Here is a 14,676-nt window from a genome sequence, read left to right as displayed (position 1 = left end):
CCAAGAATATCTTCAAATCATTGATTTCAATCATGAATTTATAAAACAAATGGTGCTGTAATACCTGTGAATTCACTGAAATGTCGCTACAATTCAGAGATAACTATAAGTCGCTGCATGTTCAAATTCCTATCCTCCCAACCAGTTCACGATCCGATTCATTCGCAAAACCCGGCGACTGAGGTCAAAACCACGACCTGCTATATGTGCGCTTGCCGCTGTGGCATCCGAGCGCATTTGCGGGATGGCGAACTGGTCTATATTGATGGCAATCCAAATCATCCGCTGAATCAGGGGGTCATTTGTGCCAAGGGTGCATCGGGCATCATGAAGCAGAAGTCCCCTGCGCGGATCACGAAGCCACTCTTACGTAAGCCAGGTTCAGAGCGCGGCCAATCGGAGTTTGAAGAAATCACTTGGGAACGAGCCTTTAGTATTTTGGAAGATCGTTTACGAGGTATCCGAGAAACCGATCCCAAAAAATTTGCGCTATTTACTGGACGCGATCAAATGCAAGCTCTTACAGGCTTATTTGCTCGTCAATTTGGCACTCCTAACTACGCAGCCCACGGAGGTTTTTGTTCGGTCAATATGGCCGCGGGCATGATTTACACCATTGGGGGTAGCTTTTGGGAGTTTGGCGGTCCTGATTTAGAGCGGGCCAAATTATTTGTGATGATTGGCACTGCGGAGGATCATCATAGCAATCCAATGAAGATTGCGTTGTCGAAGTTCAAGCGCAATGGTGGGCGATTCATTTCAATTAATCCCGTACGAACTGGTTATTCAGCGATCGCTGATGAATGGATTCCAATTAAACCGGGTACTGATGGCGCGCTATTCATGGCTTTGATGCATGAGTTAATTGCATCCAATCAAGTCGATCATCCATTCTTAAAGCGGTATACCAACTCATCGCAGTTGGTTTGTCTTGATGCGGGTCCTGAAGAAGGATTATTTTTATTTGATCCTGAGTCGGATCCAATTAATACCGACATTCCTCATAACAAATACATTTGGGACATCAAAAGCAATGCTGCAAAAGCCTGTTTTGCAAATGATGTCGACCCTGCCCTATCAGGCGAGTATGTCATGGGTCCCGGCCCCCATCAGGGCAAGCGGGTTGCGCCTGCATTTGAATTATTGCGTCGTCAAGTTAAGACTTGCACGCCCGAGTGGGCCGAGAAAATTACCTCGATTCCAGCGGCACGCATTCGCTTACTGGCCAAGGAAATGGCGCACACCGCATTTAAGCAATCATTTGAATTACCAATTGCTTGGACCGATTCCTTTGGTCAGCAGCATACATCGGTAACCGGACGGCCTGTGGCATTTCATGCGATGCGTGGCTTATCTGCACACTCCAACGGCTTTCAAACCACGCGTGCCTTAGCTGTATTAATGACTCTACTCGGCACCATTGATCGTCCAGGTGGGTTTCGTCATAAAGCCCCCTACCCTCGCCAGATTCCTCCGAACATCAAACCGCCCTCTTCTGAAAACGATATTCAAGCCAATACGCCATTAGCAAAAGCACCGCTTGGTTGGCCAACTCGCCCAGAAGATCTGGCACTTGATCAGGATGGTAAGCCTTTACGTATTGACAAGGCTTATACCTGGGAGCACCCTTTAGCCGCTCATGGATTGATGCATAACGTTATTACTAATGCTGTCAAAGGCGATCCCTATTCGATTGATACCTTAATGATTTTCATGGCCAATATGTCATGGAACTCCACGATGAACACCATGGAAGTTAGACAGCATCTCAATGCTAAAGATGAAAATGGACAGTTCAAGATTCCATTTCTTGTGATTTGTGATGCATTTCAATCGGAGATGGTGGCCTTTGCTGATCTCGTGCTTCCTGACACGACCTATCTTGAGCGCCACGATGCAATGAGTATGTTGGATCGCCCTATCTCTGAATTTGACGGGCCATGCGATTCAGTACGTATCCCAGTTTTGCCGCCGACCGGACAATGCAAACCTTTTCAAGATGTCTTAATTGAGCTTGCCTCCCGCTTAAAGTTCCCTGCGTTCACAACCGCGGATGGACAAAGAAAGTTCAAGGATTATCCCGACTTCATTACCAACTTCCAGACGGCACCCGATTCAGGTATTGGGTTCTTAATGGGTTGGCGCGGCAAGGATGGTGATAAAAGTATTCGTGGTGAACCGAATCCCAACCAATGGGAGCGCTACCAAGAAAATAATTGTGTTTTTCACTACAGCATGCCCCCCGAACATCAATACATGCGTAACTGGAACCAAGGCTATTTAGACTTTGCCAAAGCCAACGCCTTACGCCAAAAGAACGATCCGATTGTTTTGGCGGTGTATTCAGATATTGTTCAACAGTTTCGACTGGCTGCCAAAGGCCAACGCCCCGGTCGCGTACCGCCGGATCACCTCAAAGAACGGATCATCCAATTTTTTGATCCGCTGCCCTTTTGGTATCCACCTTTAGAGGATGCGGTTACTAATTTAGACGAGTACTCCATCAACGCCATTACACAACGGCCGATGGCGATGTATCACTCGTGGGACTCACAAAATGCCTGGTTACGACAAATCCACAGTCATAACTTCCTGTTTATTAATGCAGCTACGGCCATTGATCATGGTATTGAGGACGGCGCTTGGATTTGGGTGGAATCCCAATGGGGCAAAGTACGCTGCATGGCCCGTCATACCCAGGCTGTTGAAATGGGGACTGTTTGGACTTGGAATGCCATTGGTAAAGCAGAATCCGCATGGCATCTTGATCCCAATGCGGATGAGTCTAAGAAGGGCTTCCTGCTTAATCATTTAATTACCGAAGAGCTGCCCATGGGCACACGCGAGAGCAGCTTCCGTGTCAGCAATTCAGATCCGATTACTGGTCAAGCGGGATGGTACGATGTGCGCGTCAAGATATCCCCTGCTGGATCAAGTGAAAATCTAGATACTTGGCCAGCGGCACAAGCCAAAGAAGTTCCTGGCATGCTCAAACTATCATCGTACGAAATTAAGAAGCCGAATGAGTAAACAGTTAGCACTCGTAATTGATTTAAATGTGTGCGTGGGCTGCCATGCATGCGTTACCTCATGCAAAGAATGGAATACGCAGGGATCAGCTGGCCCGATGACCGATCAAGATCCTTACGGCGCTCATCCCAGCGGCACCTTTTTTAATCGGGTCCAAACGTTTGAGGCTGGTGTATTTCCAAAAATGGAGACCGTGCATTTCCCGAAATCCTGTTTACATTGTGAGGATCCACCATGCGTGCCCGTTTGCCCAACCGGAGCTAGCTATAAGCGCAAAGAAGATGGCATTGTGCTGGTTGATTATGACAAGTGCATCGGTTGTAAGTATTGTGCTTGGGCTTGCCCGTATGGAGCTCGTGAGCTCGATGAGGACCGGCAGGTGATGACCAAATGCACCTTATGTGTCGATCGCATCTATAGCGAGACCCTACCAGAGTCAGAGCGTAAGCCAGCTTGCGTTTTAGCTTGTCCAACCAGCGCTCGGATCTTTGGTGATGTACATGATCCAGAGTCAGATGCCAGTAAGGCGATTGCCCAACGAGGTGGATACGGTTTAATGCCTGAATGGCAGACCCAACCAGCCAATCACTACTTGCCCCGTTCGATTACTGAAACCATTGCAGCTGTAAAGGCAGAAAACTAATGCATCCCGCTTTCTCACTCATCTTCTTTACCGGTATGGCCGGTATGGCTCAGGGTATGGTGATGAGTCTTCTCGTTTTGCATCTAGCAGGTGATCCATTACCCAGTCACTTCATGAACTACCTGGCTTTTCCAATCGTGCTATTGCTATTGGCTGGTGGATTGCTCGCCTCATTTTTTCATCTGGGGCACCCAGAGCGTGCATGGCGCGCCATTTTGATGTGGAGAACTTCCTGGCTCTCGCGTGAGGTGTTAGTTTTGCCAAGTTTCATCGCCCTCACAGTTCTAGCCTATATTTACTCCTGGCAAATGGGTGCGATTCCCAATTGGCTGTGGTTGTTACTCGGTATTTTTGCAGTTCTTCTATGGGTGTGCACTGCCATGATTTACCAATGCATTCGGTTTATTCAAGAGTGGGCCCATCCGATGACCATGGTTAATTTCATTGCACTTGGGTTTGCTTCAGGATGGTTTTTGCTAATGACCCTATTTACCATTTGGTCAGCATGGCTCCCTGAACAAGCTATCGTCACCTCTCAAAACATTGCTGGTGTGACTGGTTTTACCGGATTCTTATTGTTGCTATCGCTCACTCTGAAACTTTGGATCTGGAAACGAAATCGCAGCCTTAAGCCAAAATCAACCTTGCAGTCGGCGACTGGAATCCAGCAAGGCCCCGTTCGACAAATTTCGATGGGGATGATGGGTGGTAGTTTTAATACGCGTGAGTTCTTTCATCAGCAATCCAATTTCTTTGTTGCCAATGTTCGCAAGCTGGCATTTTTTGGGGCTTATCTGCTTCCTGTCACCCTACTGGTATTTGCGGCAAGCCAAGCTAGCTTAAATTTAATTATCGTAGCGTTTTTAGTGCATCTGCTTGGTCTAATTGCAGAGCGCTGGCTATTTTTTGCTGAATCCAACCACCCACAAAATCTGTATTACCAGCGTATTGCTTAAGTCCCTAGTTCGCTGAAGTACTCGTAATGCTGGGTATTTAGGGTTGAGACTCGCCACTCAATCGGCTCGTCTTGCATTCCAATCGCTAGACGACGAATCACAATTACGGGGTCACCAACCTTTAAGTGAAGCCATTCAGCATCTTGTTTACTTGCTGCACCGGCTCGTAATCGCTCACTGGTTCGCGCAACCACTTGTCCATATTGGGCCTGATACAACTGATAAATACTGCCCTCACGATGCTGAAAAGCACTTCGAGTCAAGGTTGGAAATCGCTCTTTGCTGAGCGTAAGTCGATCGACGATGACACATTGGCCATCAAGTGAGAGGCGATTGACAATCCGCCATACTGGCGAACCCTCATTTAGTTGAAGCTTTTTTGCTTCTTCGCTATTTGCGCTTGCACTTTGGAACGAGACTAATTCAACCGTTGGATATTTTTTGTGGTCAGCGTCATGCTTAATTACATGAAAGAAGTAATACAACAAGCGCTGTTCGTCATGCTCGGCAATAAAGGTGCCCTTCCCTTGCCGTCGAATCACAATACCTTCTGAGACAAGTTCATCCACTGCTTTGCGGAGCGTGCCAATCGATACCTTCAGCTCCTTTGCCAACTCTTTTTCAGCAGGCAGGGCCTCGCCCATAAAGTAACGACCACGGACGATATCGCCCGTGATCTTCTGTTTCACTTCTTGATATGCAGTAATTGCTTTCATACGAATCTGGGCCACTCAGGAGTCTGAATGACCCATGGGACAAATTAGGCCGATTCGTATAAGCGAGTGAGAACAAACTCGCGATGACCCAAAATCTCAGCAGCGGTTAGCTCGCCATTCGCAGTTCGCAAGAGGCAATCTAATAATTTCTCACCGGCGGTATCCATGTTTTCCTCGCGGCGCAAGATTCCAGAAACATCGACGTCAATGTGCTCAGACATCGTACGCACTGTTTTTGGATTCGCGCATAGCTTAATCACTGGAAGAATGGGGTTACCAATCACATTGCCCTGTCCGGTTGGGAAAAAATGGGCTGCATACCCGGCGGCTGCACATAGGGTCACCATCTCAGCAGCCGCTGATGAGGAGTCCATAAAGTACAGACCTTTACCAGTTGGGGTTTCGGCTTTATCCAATACGCCATCAATCATGCACTTTTTACCAATCTTTTGAATATTACCTAGTGCTTTTTCTTCAATAGTTGTTAGGCCACCGGCAATATTTCCTTTGGTTGGTTGTGAGTCAGAAAGATCACTGGTTTTGTGACGCTCAATCACATCTTGGTAACGATCAAAGACTTGTTTGAATTTCGCTTTGATTTCAGGGGTACGGCAACGCGCTTCTACTAGATGCTCACCGCCGGTTAACTCAGTGGTTTCACCAAACACCAAAGTAGAGCCAATGTCATAGAGCTTATCGAAGGCATTGCCAACGGTCGGGTTGGCACCGCAACCTGAGGTGGTGTCGGATTCACCGCATTTGGTAGAGACCCAGAGCTCAGACAAGGGTGCAGAGACACGCTGTAACTTCGATGCGTGCTTCATCATCTTGTAGGCAGCTTTGCTTGCAGCAGCAATGGTCGCTGTATCACCGTTGCCTTCAATCCAGAATCCTTCAACAGGCTTACCTGATTTCTTGATCCCCTCAACTACGGTATTGGTCCACTGTGGCTCAATTCCAATCACCACAACTGCAGCCACATTGGGATTGCAGCCAGTGCCGATCAGGGTACGGAAATGGAGTTCCAGATCAGCACCAAACTGCAAACGCCCATAAGGATGTGGGATTGCCATGGTGCCTTTGATATTGTTTGCTACCGCCTCACAGGCTGCATTCGACAAATCATCAAGGGGCAAAATAATTACGTGATTACGAATACCCATCCGTCCATTTTCACGACGATATCCCATAAAGGTCGCTTTTTTCAAATCAATCATTTGTTCTTTCTCTCAATCAAAAAATTAGTTAATCAGTTGGCTAATCGATTACCAGCGCTTTGTCTTAACGTTTTGAACGTGCAAATGTTCGCCCTTTTTAATTGGGGCGACTACTTTGCCAATGTCAATTCCGTACTTGATCACGGTATCTCCGACCTTTAAATCTTTTAATGAGATCTTGTGACCAATCGGAATATCGCTCTCGGATTTAATGTTCAGGGTGGTATCGCCGTCCATCACCCAACCTGTTAGGTCATTACCAGCTTTCACGCCCTCCACTACTACGACACCCACCACATCTCCGGGTTCATGTACGACAAAGTGAATCATGCTTTCTCTCCTTTAAAGATTGACTTATTAACTATTCCAACGGCTTTGAATGCCATTCTGAATCTCTTGCAATACTGCTTCATTGACCATAACCCCAGCCTTCATTGCCTTTTGGCGTACGGCAAAGCGACGTTGTCCAGGTAATCGCACACCCATATCACTTGCGAACGTCTTGAGCAAATCGAGCACGCGGTTTCGGTAGATGCCTTTTCCAGGAAGACCAGGATCAATCGTGATGATGAGCTGACCTAATCGTGGCTTATTACCCCTCATTGAAAAGAAGCTATCAGCTTCATAGGAGTACTGACTTCCCGACAAACCAACTGCAAGTAGTTCGATGATGAGTGCCAATAACGCACCTTTATCACCACCGAGCGGAACCATTAAACCCTTAAGACCTTCATTCGGATCGGTGGTGGGCTGGCCGTGAGCAGTTAGAGCCCAACCCAATGGAATTGACTCCCCTTTTTTGGATGCCACTAATAATTTGCCTCGCGCCACTGCAGAGAGTGACATATCAATGACCAAAGGATCCTTGCCCTGAACTGGAAAGGCAGCAGCCAGTGGATTGGTTCCGAAGACCGCTTTGGTGCCGCCAGCCATCGGCATTGCCGCAGGGGTGTTACCGAGCAAAATCGAGATGTATCCAGCTCTAGCTGCGGCTTCTGTATAGTGACCCGCGACACCAAAATGATGGGTGTTCTTAATTGCCACCAAGCCAACGCCATTGCGATGTGCAAGATTGACTGAAAGATCTGTTGCGTACTTCAGCGCAGGAAATGCAAGACCATCTTGACCGTCAACTAATGCTGCCGCAGATTTATAGGGATGCGTCTTAATGACTGCTTGAGTATTAATTCGCTGATGTTTAGCATGTCCCGAATACTGCGCAACCCGTGCTAGGCCATGAGAGGCTAATCCATCAATCTCTGCTAAGGCTAAAAATAAGGCAGTATCTGCTGCTGCATCATGTTTAACTCCAGCGGCACACAAACCCTGATAGGCAAGTTGCACTAGCTCCTGAAATGAATGACTCACGTATTCTTCTCCAAAAATAGATTTACTTCTTGGGCAATCATGGTGCTCACCCGATCATTACTCTCTTCAGTGACGCCCGCTACATGTGGCGTCAGAATTAAATTCGGCACACCAATAAAATGACTAAGGTCCTTTGCTGGCTCAAGCGCAAACACATCTAGCGCTGCTCCACCGAGCTTGCCGGATTTCAAAGACTGTGCGAGCGCAAGCTCATCCACAATGCCGCCACGAGCTGTATTAATTAGATAAGCGCCTTCTTGAATCTGGTTGAGCAAACCCTGATTGAATAGACCCTTAGTCTCAGGGAGTAATGGCAGATGCAGGCTAACAATTTGGCTGTTTGCAAGTACTTCCGATAGCGAGCGCATTACGACATCCCCACCCTTTATGGCAATAGAGGATTGTTTAATGAAAGGATCGTAGGCAATGCAGCGCATTCCCAGCGCGAGTGCTTTTTCAGCAACGACACGACCAATACTCCCAAATCCGACGATGCCAATTGTTTTACCAGCAATTTCGTGGCATTTGGAGTAAGTCGGTCTGGGCCATTTTCCTGCGAGAGTTTCTAACGTGGCCTCGCGATACGAGCGCATGAGTGCCATCGCAGTACCAAGCACATACTCGGCTACCGACTCAGCATTCGCACCGGTGGCCGGGATCACCCGAATGCCTCGCTCAGCACAGGCATGTAAATCAATATTCTCAAGACCAACGCCCAAGCGACCAACCACCCTCAACTGCTTGGCCCCATCGACCAAGTCCTTGGATACTTTGCTTAGATTTCGCACAATCCAGGCATCGGCGCTGACCAAGGAATCAGCCATTTGCTTTGGGTCTTGATAGGCATCTGGCTGATAAATAACTGTATGCCGAGCCTTAAGGGTTTCTAGGGCTTGACTCGTAATGAATTCCGAGATGAAAATATTAGACATATCCATATCATATAGATGACTTAGATCTCTTGCAAGAGGCGGCCGATCGAATATGTGATTAAATGGATCAGAAGATAGATAACCAAGGAGATCAGTATGTATAAAACCGTACTTAGTCGTATGAAGTTTGCCTTGGGTCTTGTGGCGGCCAGTTCGATCGCGTTCACAAGCCCTTCGATTCAGGCGCAAAGCTGGCCTGATAAGCCTGTAAAGCTTGTGATTCCCTTTGCTGCTGGTGGTACCACCGATATTTTGGGTCGTTTGTTGGCCCAGCAATTAAGCACCGAGTGGAAACAAAACGTGATTGTGGAGAACAAAGGCGGTGCGGGAGGCAATATCGCTGCGGATTTAGTAGCTAAGTCCCCTGCCGATGGATACACCATCATGCTGGCTTCAGGCAGTATGTTGACCGTAAATCCCTACCTTTATAAGAAGTTGCCAATCGATTACGACAAGGATTTCAAGGTTGTAACCAATGTCGCAAGCGGCCCAATGCTTCTATCGGTGAACCCAAAGGTACCTGCGAAGAACGTTAAGGAATTAATTGCATTGGCTAAAACCAAGAACCTCAACTTTGGTTCTGCAGGTATTGGTAGCCAAGTGCATATGGCGGGTGAAAACTTTACCTATGCTGCTGGCATCAATGCCACCCACGTTCCTTACAAGGGTGAATCTGCAGCATTAAACGACTTGGTTGCTGGTCAAATTGATTTTATGGTGGGTAACTTAACTGCTGCGACTGGCTTTGCAAAATCGGGGCAGATTCGTCCTCTGGGCGTTACCAGTGCGAAACGCGTTCCACAATTACCAGACGTACCTACCATTGCAGAGACAATTCCTGGTTTTGAAAACACGGGTTGGTTTGGTTTGGTGGTCCCTTCTGGCACACCCAACGCGATTGTCGACAAAATTTATCGATCAACTCTAGAAGCTTTTAAGAACCCTGAGTTCAAGGCACGCGTTGAAGGTGCTGGCTTAACCCCGGTTCTTAATACACCACAAGAATTCGCAGCTCAGATTAAAAAAGAAGGTGCAAACTGGGAAAAGATTGTGAAGGCTCGCAATTTAAGTCAATAACAATAAAACCCTTCATATCTCTTAAGCCCAGTTGATCTGGGCTTTTTTTATGCCTCCACCAAAATGGTTTCACCTGGTTTGACCATGCTAAATATCACGGGTTTTTTATCGATCGTTAATTGATCGCCAACCATTTGCACAGCCGTATAGTAGGAAGTCTCCAGGTCGCCTTCTTCAGGGTAGTCCTCACGATAATGCGCCCCCCGAGAGTTCTCGCGAGCGATGGCAGCCCCTACAACAGTTTTGCTAACTAGCAATAGATTACGTAAATTCATCCAATCCTGCCATGTAAGATTAAATGCAGGGTTGGTATCACCCACTCCCATGGTTTGCAACATTTGATCTAAGCGATCTAAGCGTTCCCGGGCCGCTTCTAAATCCTTGCGATTACGTAAGATACCCACCTGATCCCACATGCAATCAGCCAACTCATCGCGAATGAACTCAATATCCCCTTGGGCTTGTGTTAGTGGTTTGCGATGCATCGCAATACTTTGTTCGATCATTACGGGATCAAATTCCAAGAACTCTCGATCGGATACATAGCGCGCCATCGTATCGCCGGCAATCCCACCAAATACTGTAGAGTTTGCAACACCATTGCCGCCCAATCGGTTCGCACCATGTACGCCACCGGTATCTTCACCAGCAGCAAATAGGCCAGGCAGATCCGTACTAGTGTCCGCGTGGAACACCACCCCACCCATCATGTAATGGGCGGTGGGAACAACTTCAACCAATCCTCCTGCCAAATCAAATCCCGAGTCGGCACAACGCTCGACCATTCCTTTGAACAATTTACGAACATTGTCGGGCCCCAGATGATGCATCTGAATATAAACCCCACCATTTGGGCTAACCCGCCCAGCGCGCATTTCGGAGTAAATCGAGCGCGAGACAATATCACGTGTGGCGCGCTCATTGCGTGGATCGTAGTTACCCATAAAGCGCTCTTGATTACCGTTTAGTAGGTAACCACCCGCTCCTCGTAAGCCCTCCTCCAAAACCGTTCCGGTCATACGCGTATTGGGGCCAGCCAACATTCCAGTTGGATGAAACTGCACCATTTCCATATCGCGCAGCGTCAATCCTGCTCGAAGGGCCATGGCCAATCCATCACAGCTTTTATCACCCGATGGGGTATGGTATTTATACATCGTGGGGCCGCCACCGGTTCCCAATAAGACTGCCTTTGCACGCACCATCACAAATTGACCAGTGCGCATATTGAGCATTAATACTCCAGCAATTGCTTTACCGTCGGTGCTTTTAATTAATTCGATCGCACGATGTTCCTCTAAGCGATGAATTCCACGAGCCCAAACTTGCTCTGCTAGGCGATTAATGATTTCAATTCCAGTGAGATCGCCCTTATGAACCGTACGATCGAAGGTTTGTCCAGCAAATGCTTTTTGATGAATCGTGCCATCAGGGTTGCGATCAAAGAAGCAGCCTAACTCATTCTCGAGCTCATGAATTCGTTCAACCGATTTAGTCACCAAGGTCCAAGCGAGCTCTTGATCAGATAGCCATTTGCCACCCTCGATGGTGTCCATAAAGTGGCGTTCAACCGAATCACCCTCGGCCAGCGCAACGTTATAGCCACCTTGAACCATGCGGGTGCAACCGCATTTGCCCAAAAGACCTTTTACTGCAATCGTAATATGCAAATTTGGGTTGGCTTGATGCGCATGCAAAGCTGCAAAGAGACCTGCCCCGCCGGAGCCTAGGACCAAGATATCAGTTTGAATGGTTTCAATCGATGGCATACCAACCTTCTCTTTCTTTAGACAATGCCTAAGCTTTTAAGTACCGCTTCTTTGTTACTTGCAACATCGGATTTCACCTCTTGATAGATGCTGCCCCCGTGGCTGTCCATCGCCACTAACAAAGGACCAAATTGATTAATTTTGAACTTCCAGAGTGATTCAGGGTTTAGGTCATCGAGATCCACGTCCTCAATTTGGTCAATCCAGGTAGTCTCAAGAGCCGCAGTACCACCAATAATGGCAAGATAGACGCCACCGAACTGCTCAAACGCTTTTGCGGATGATTCTCGTAAGCCACCTTTACCTACAATCATGCGAACCCCGTATTCCCGCATGAGAGGTTCTGTAAACCGCTCCATTCGATCCGATGTGGTTGTGCCAATGCAAATCGGCTCATAACCCGCTGGGAACTCAGAACTAATAGGCACTTTACGAACATTGGGTGCTGTATGAATCACAGCATGCCCCTGAAGATCAAATTTAGTTTTTCGTCCCCGATCAAATAAATGAATTTGCGTTGCATCGCGGATACCAAATAAGGTCTGTTGTAAGGTAACGGTGTCATTAATCCTCAACTTGCGGATATCACCCTCACTGACTGGTGTTGCTAGGTTGTAGTGCGCCATGATCTTCCTTAAAAGCCGTATTCAATACCGTGTGATCCAATCGATGCCCGCGCGCGTCGCGCCGAGTGGCATTGCATATTGACTGCAACAGGGTTCATGGTGATATGCGTAGCCGCCAATTCCACATGCACTGCAAACGCTGTACCATCACCACCAAGTCCCTGGGGACCAATTCCGAGTTGATTGACTGCGGTACTTAGCTCCTTCTCCAACTTGGCGCCTTCCGCATCACTGCAAATAGTGCCAAGCGGCCGAGTAGCAGCGCGCTTTGCAAGTGCCATGCATTGGTCGGATGTGCCGCCCACCCCAACACCAACAATGGTCGGTGGACAGGTCTTACCGCCAGCGTTGACAACGCTCTCAATGACAAATGCTTTAACTCCTAAGATTCCTTCAGCTGGAATGGCCATCTTCAGAAACGAATTATTCTCCGAGCCACTGCCCTTGGGAATCATTTCAATCTCAATCACGCCGGGCTTATCCATAAAATCAATATGAATTGCTGGCATGTCAATACCAGTGGAGGTATGATTATTTTTTCGGGTGATGGGGTGCACAACGGATGAGCGTAAGGGGTATTCCGTTGTGGCCCGCTCACAGCCCTTTCGAATCGCCTGCTTCAGCTGGACTCCATCAAATTGAACATCTCGACCAATCCAAACGTTATAGATTGGCAATCCCGTATCTTGACAAAGCAGATTATCTTCACGTTCTGCCACGGCAATATTCGTGACCATCGTCCCCAGCACCACTTGCGCGCGAGCATCGCGCTCTTTCTGTTTGAGATCGTTAATTCCCTCTTTAATATCGTCAGGTAATAATTTCAGGGCCCGGATGTAAAGCTCTTTGCATGCATCTTCAACGTGTTGCAGGTTCAGTTCCATAAATGATTCGCCTTAGCGAGAAAGAATTAAAAACAAGGCTCCACTAATTAAGGAGCCAATTAAGGTCACCTGCACCCAGGCCTTACGAAGGCCTTTCCAGATTCCAAACTCGATCACCAATAAACGGGTGCCGCCAATTAGATGAAGGGCTAACAAAGTCACCAGTCCCCATTCACCAAACTTGACCATGGGATGGTCGGTAAACTGCAGATACCGTCCCAGTTCCGCTTCTCCGTACAGGGAGCGCGAGAGGAAAAAAAAGTGCAGTGGCAAAAAGCACGCTAGCAAGAGTCCAGAGACGCGATGCAGGTAATAGGCAAAGTAAGACCAATGCGCCTTGGTTCGAAAGTCGAGTCGACGCCCCGCCTTGCTCATGGCGCACCCCACACTACGCCAATAACAGCAGCCGTTCCCAAGATCAGGATGAATGCCGCAAGCAATATTGGGAGCGCTCTAATCAGAAATGCGCTTTGGATGTTCTCACGCAGAATATTCGCTAAGCCAATGGGCGCATGAACAAAGCAAGCCAGAACAAAGATCTCATAGAAAAGAGCAAAGGCAAGATTACCTCGCGTACGCGCCAAGATTTCTCCAGCAGTCAGGCCATCCTGTATTGCGTAGTAGATGATCACCAGATGAATTGCAACGCATAGTGTAAGTACCATGGCGCTGATCCGTTGGTAGTACCAAAGTTTGGCCTGAAGAATCGCGCCGCTGGTCATTACAGTTTGCCCCATTTGCTACCCCTAACTGCTGCACGACCAACCATCTTTTTCAATCCTGCAATACCAGCGGTTGGCTCAATCTGTTTAGGGCAGCGCTCTGAGCAGGTACCTTGCGTATGGCATGAATGACATCCTGCATCCCCAGCGACCGCACGCAAGCGATCCAGTTGCTGGGTATCGCGTTCATCGTTCACTAGGGTCCAGGCACGATTGAGGGCGGCTGGACCTAAATAACTATCACGTGATGAGACCACCTCACACGAGGCGTAGCAAACCCCACAACCAATGCACTCAATACCAGCATTCGCCAATTGACGCTCCTCTGAATCTGGTTTGACTTGTGCAAAATCATCAAATCGGGTTTTATCACCTTTAAAGTAACCCACCGCCTTACTCATCTTGTCAAAGAACTCGCGCATATCGGTGGCCAGGTCTTTGATGATGGGTAGATTATCGAGAGGCGCAATCTCAAGCGTATTTTGATCTGCAATTTTGGCAACATGAGTACGGCAGGTCCAACGTGCTTTACCGTTGACGGTCATCGCACAGGAGCCGCACATTCCTACACGACATGCAAATCGATAGCTTAGAGTTGGGTCAATTTTGCGTTGGATGTAGGTAACTACGTCCAATACTGTTTGATTGGCGGCACGTGGCACGTCGTACTCTACGAACTCACCGTCATCGGTGCCCCGCCAGACTTTTACTTTGAGGATGCTTGGATTCATGTAAG

The 14,676-nt window shown here is 48.0% G+C and carries 15 protein-coding genes; 4 read left to right on the top strand and 11 right to left on the bottom strand.

Features of this window, described 5'->3' with window-relative positions; all coding sequences use genetic code 11:
* Positions 1–117: 117 nt before the first annotated feature.
* The 3 genes from QUE66_RS04745 to QUE66_RS04735 are packed head-to-tail and all read left to right on the top strand — an operon-like array spanning position 118 to position 4,629.
* Positions 118–3,030 carry a molybdopterin oxidoreductase family protein gene (locus tag QUE66_RS04745; RefSeq protein WP_286224680.1) on the top strand — a complete coding sequence of 971 codons (2,913 nt, stop codon included), beginning with the start codon at positions 118–120 and terminating at the stop codon, positions 3,028–3,030.
* Complete coding sequence (locus QUE66_RS04740) at positions 3,023–3,673, top strand: 4Fe-4S dicluster domain-containing protein (RefSeq protein ID WP_286224679.1); 651 nt, start codon at positions 3,023–3,025, stop codon at positions 3,671–3,673. The genes QUE66_RS04745 and QUE66_RS04740 overlap by 8 nt, the downstream gene beginning before the upstream one ends.
* On the top strand, positions 3,673–4,629 hold the full coding sequence (locus QUE66_RS04735) for a dimethyl sulfoxide reductase anchor subunit family protein (RefSeq protein WP_286224678.1): 957 nt from the start codon (positions 3,673–3,675) through the stop codon (positions 4,627–4,629). The genes QUE66_RS04740 and QUE66_RS04735 overlap by 1 nt, the downstream gene beginning before the upstream one ends.
* Here QUE66_RS04735 and QUE66_RS04730 read toward each other — a convergent pair.
* From QUE66_RS04730 to QUE66_RS04710, 5 genes are read right to left on the bottom strand one after another with little or no spacing between them, the layout of a single operon-like run.
* A complete protein-coding gene (locus QUE66_RS04730; protein ID WP_286224677.1) occupies positions 4,626–5,345 on the bottom strand; it encodes a GntR family transcriptional regulator in 720 nt (239 codons plus the stop codon). The two genes, QUE66_RS04735 and QUE66_RS04730, sit on opposite strands and share 4 nt — an antisense overlap.
* Positions 5,346–5,389: 44 nt before the next feature.
* A complete protein-coding gene (locus QUE66_RS04725; protein ID WP_286224676.1) occupies positions 5,390–6,562 on the bottom strand; it encodes a UxaA family hydrolase in 1,173 nt (390 codons plus the stop codon).
* A gap of 48 nt (positions 6,563–6,610) precedes the next feature.
* On the bottom strand, positions 6,611–6,892 hold the full coding sequence (locus tag QUE66_RS04720; RefSeq protein WP_108508403.1) for an SAF domain-containing protein: 282 nt from the start codon (positions 6,890–6,892) through the stop codon (positions 6,611–6,613).
* A 27-nt stretch (positions 6,893–6,919) separates the two neighbouring features.
* Positions 6,920–7,930 (bottom strand): Ldh family oxidoreductase, encoded by a 1,011-nt coding sequence (locus QUE66_RS04715; protein WP_286224675.1) that lies wholly within the window; start codon positions 7,928–7,930, stop codon positions 6,920–6,922.
* On the bottom strand, positions 7,927–8,862 hold the full coding sequence (locus tag QUE66_RS04710) for a hydroxyacid dehydrogenase (RefSeq protein ID WP_286224674.1): 936 nt from the start codon (positions 8,860–8,862) through the stop codon (positions 7,927–7,929). The genes QUE66_RS04715 and QUE66_RS04710 overlap by 4 nt, the downstream gene beginning before the upstream one ends.
* 96 nt (positions 8,863–8,958) lie before the next feature.
* Here QUE66_RS04710 and QUE66_RS04705 point away from each other — a divergent pair, with 96 nt between their 5' ends.
* Complete coding sequence (locus QUE66_RS04705; protein WP_286224673.1) at positions 8,959–9,939, top strand: Bug family tripartite tricarboxylate transporter substrate binding protein; 981 nt, start codon at positions 8,959–8,961, stop codon at positions 9,937–9,939.
* Positions 9,940–9,986: 47 nt separating this feature from the next.
* Here the strand turns inward: QUE66_RS04705 and QUE66_RS04700 are convergent, their stop codons facing one another.
* The 6 genes from QUE66_RS04700 to QUE66_RS04675 are packed head-to-tail and all read right to left on the bottom strand — an operon-like array spanning position 9,987 to position 14,671.
* Entirely contained in the window at positions 9,987–11,708 is a 1,722-nt protein-coding gene (locus QUE66_RS04700; RefSeq protein WP_286224672.1) for an L-aspartate oxidase, read from the bottom strand.
* Positions 11,709–11,725: 17 nt separating this feature from the next.
* Positions 11,726–12,334, bottom strand: a complete 609-nt coding sequence (locus QUE66_RS04695) for a fumarate hydratase C-terminal domain-containing protein (protein ID WP_286224671.1) — start codon at positions 12,332–12,334, stop codon at positions 11,726–11,728.
* A gap of 8 nt (positions 12,335–12,342) precedes the next feature.
* Positions 12,343–13,218, bottom strand: a complete 876-nt coding sequence (locus tag QUE66_RS04690; protein WP_286224670.1) for a fumarate hydratase — start codon at positions 13,216–13,218, stop codon at positions 12,343–12,345.
* Positions 13,219–13,230: 12 nt separating this feature from the next.
* Positions 13,231–13,593: a succinate dehydrogenase, cytochrome b556 subunit gene (gene sdhC / locus QUE66_RS04685; RefSeq protein WP_286224669.1), complete on the bottom strand. Its 363-nt coding sequence runs from the start codon at positions 13,591–13,593 to the stop codon at positions 13,231–13,233.
* Positions 13,590–13,955, bottom strand: a complete 366-nt coding sequence (locus tag QUE66_RS04680) for a succinate dehydrogenase (RefSeq protein WP_286224668.1) — start codon at positions 13,953–13,955, stop codon at positions 13,590–13,592. Before QUE66_RS04680 ends, sdhC begins: the two co-directional genes overlap by 4 nt.
* A complete protein-coding gene (locus tag QUE66_RS04675; protein WP_286224667.1) occupies positions 13,940–14,671 on the bottom strand; it encodes a succinate dehydrogenase/fumarate reductase iron-sulfur subunit in 732 nt (243 codons plus the stop codon). Before QUE66_RS04675 ends, QUE66_RS04680 begins: the two co-directional genes overlap by 16 nt.
* Between the last annotated feature and the right edge of the window lie 5 nt (positions 14,672–14,676).

Origin of the sequence: Polynucleobacter sp. HIN6, assembly GCF_030297575.1 — a bacterium.
Lineage (GTDB): Bacteria > Pseudomonadota > Gammaproteobacteria > Burkholderiales > Burkholderiaceae > Polynucleobacter.
This window is presented reverse-complemented; position numbering and strand designations above follow the sequence as displayed.

Bases quoted from the DNA above. Each gene is read 5' to 3' on its own strand.
- QUE66_RS04725 (WP_286224676.1), bottom strand. From the start codon at position 6,562: ATGATTGATTTGAAAAAAGCGACCTTTATGGGATATCGTCGTGAAAAT.
- sdhC (WP_286224669.1), bottom strand. From the start codon at position 13,593: ATGAGCAAGGCGGGGCGTCGACTCGACTTTCGAACCAAGGCGCATTGG.
- QUE66_RS04730 (WP_286224677.1), bottom strand. From the start codon at position 5,345: ATGAAAGCAATTACTGCATATCAAGAAGTGAAACAGAAGATCACGGGC.
- QUE66_RS04710 (WP_286224674.1), bottom strand. From the start codon at position 8,862: ATGTCTAATATTTTCATCTCGGAATTCATTACGAGTCAAGCCCTAGAA.
- QUE66_RS04720 (WP_108508403.1), bottom strand. From the start codon at position 6,892: ATGATTCACTTTGTCGTACATGAACCCGGAGATGTGGTGGGTGTCGTA.
- QUE66_RS04675 (WP_286224667.1), bottom strand. From the start codon at position 14,671: ATGAATCCAAGCATCCTCAAAGTAAAAGTCTGGCGGGGCACCGATGAC.
- QUE66_RS04700 (WP_286224672.1), bottom strand. From the start codon at position 11,708: ATGCCATCGATTGAAACCATTCAAACTGATATCTTGGTCCTAGGCTCC.
- QUE66_RS04680 (WP_286224668.1), bottom strand. From the start codon at position 13,955: ATGGGGCAAACTGTAATGACCAGCGGCGCGATTCTTCAGGCCAAACTT.
- QUE66_RS04690 (WP_286224670.1), bottom strand. From the start codon at position 13,218: ATGGAACTGAACCTGCAACACGTTGAAGATGCATGCAAAGAGCTTTAC.
- QUE66_RS04740 (WP_286224679.1), top strand. From the start codon at position 3,023: ATGAGTAAACAGTTAGCACTCGTAATTGATTTAAATGTGTGCGTGGGC.
- QUE66_RS04735 (WP_286224678.1), top strand. From the start codon at position 3,673: ATGCATCCCGCTTTCTCACTCATCTTCTTTACCGGTATGGCCGGTATG.
- QUE66_RS04695 (WP_286224671.1), bottom strand. From the start codon at position 12,334: ATGGCGCACTACAACCTAGCAACACCAGTCAGTGAGGGTGATATCCGC.
- QUE66_RS04705 (WP_286224673.1), top strand. From the start codon at position 8,959: ATGTATAAAACCGTACTTAGTCGTATGAAGTTTGCCTTGGGTCTTGTG.
- QUE66_RS04745 (WP_286224680.1), top strand. From the start codon at position 118: ATGTTCAAATTCCTATCCTCCCAACCAGTTCACGATCCGATTCATTCG.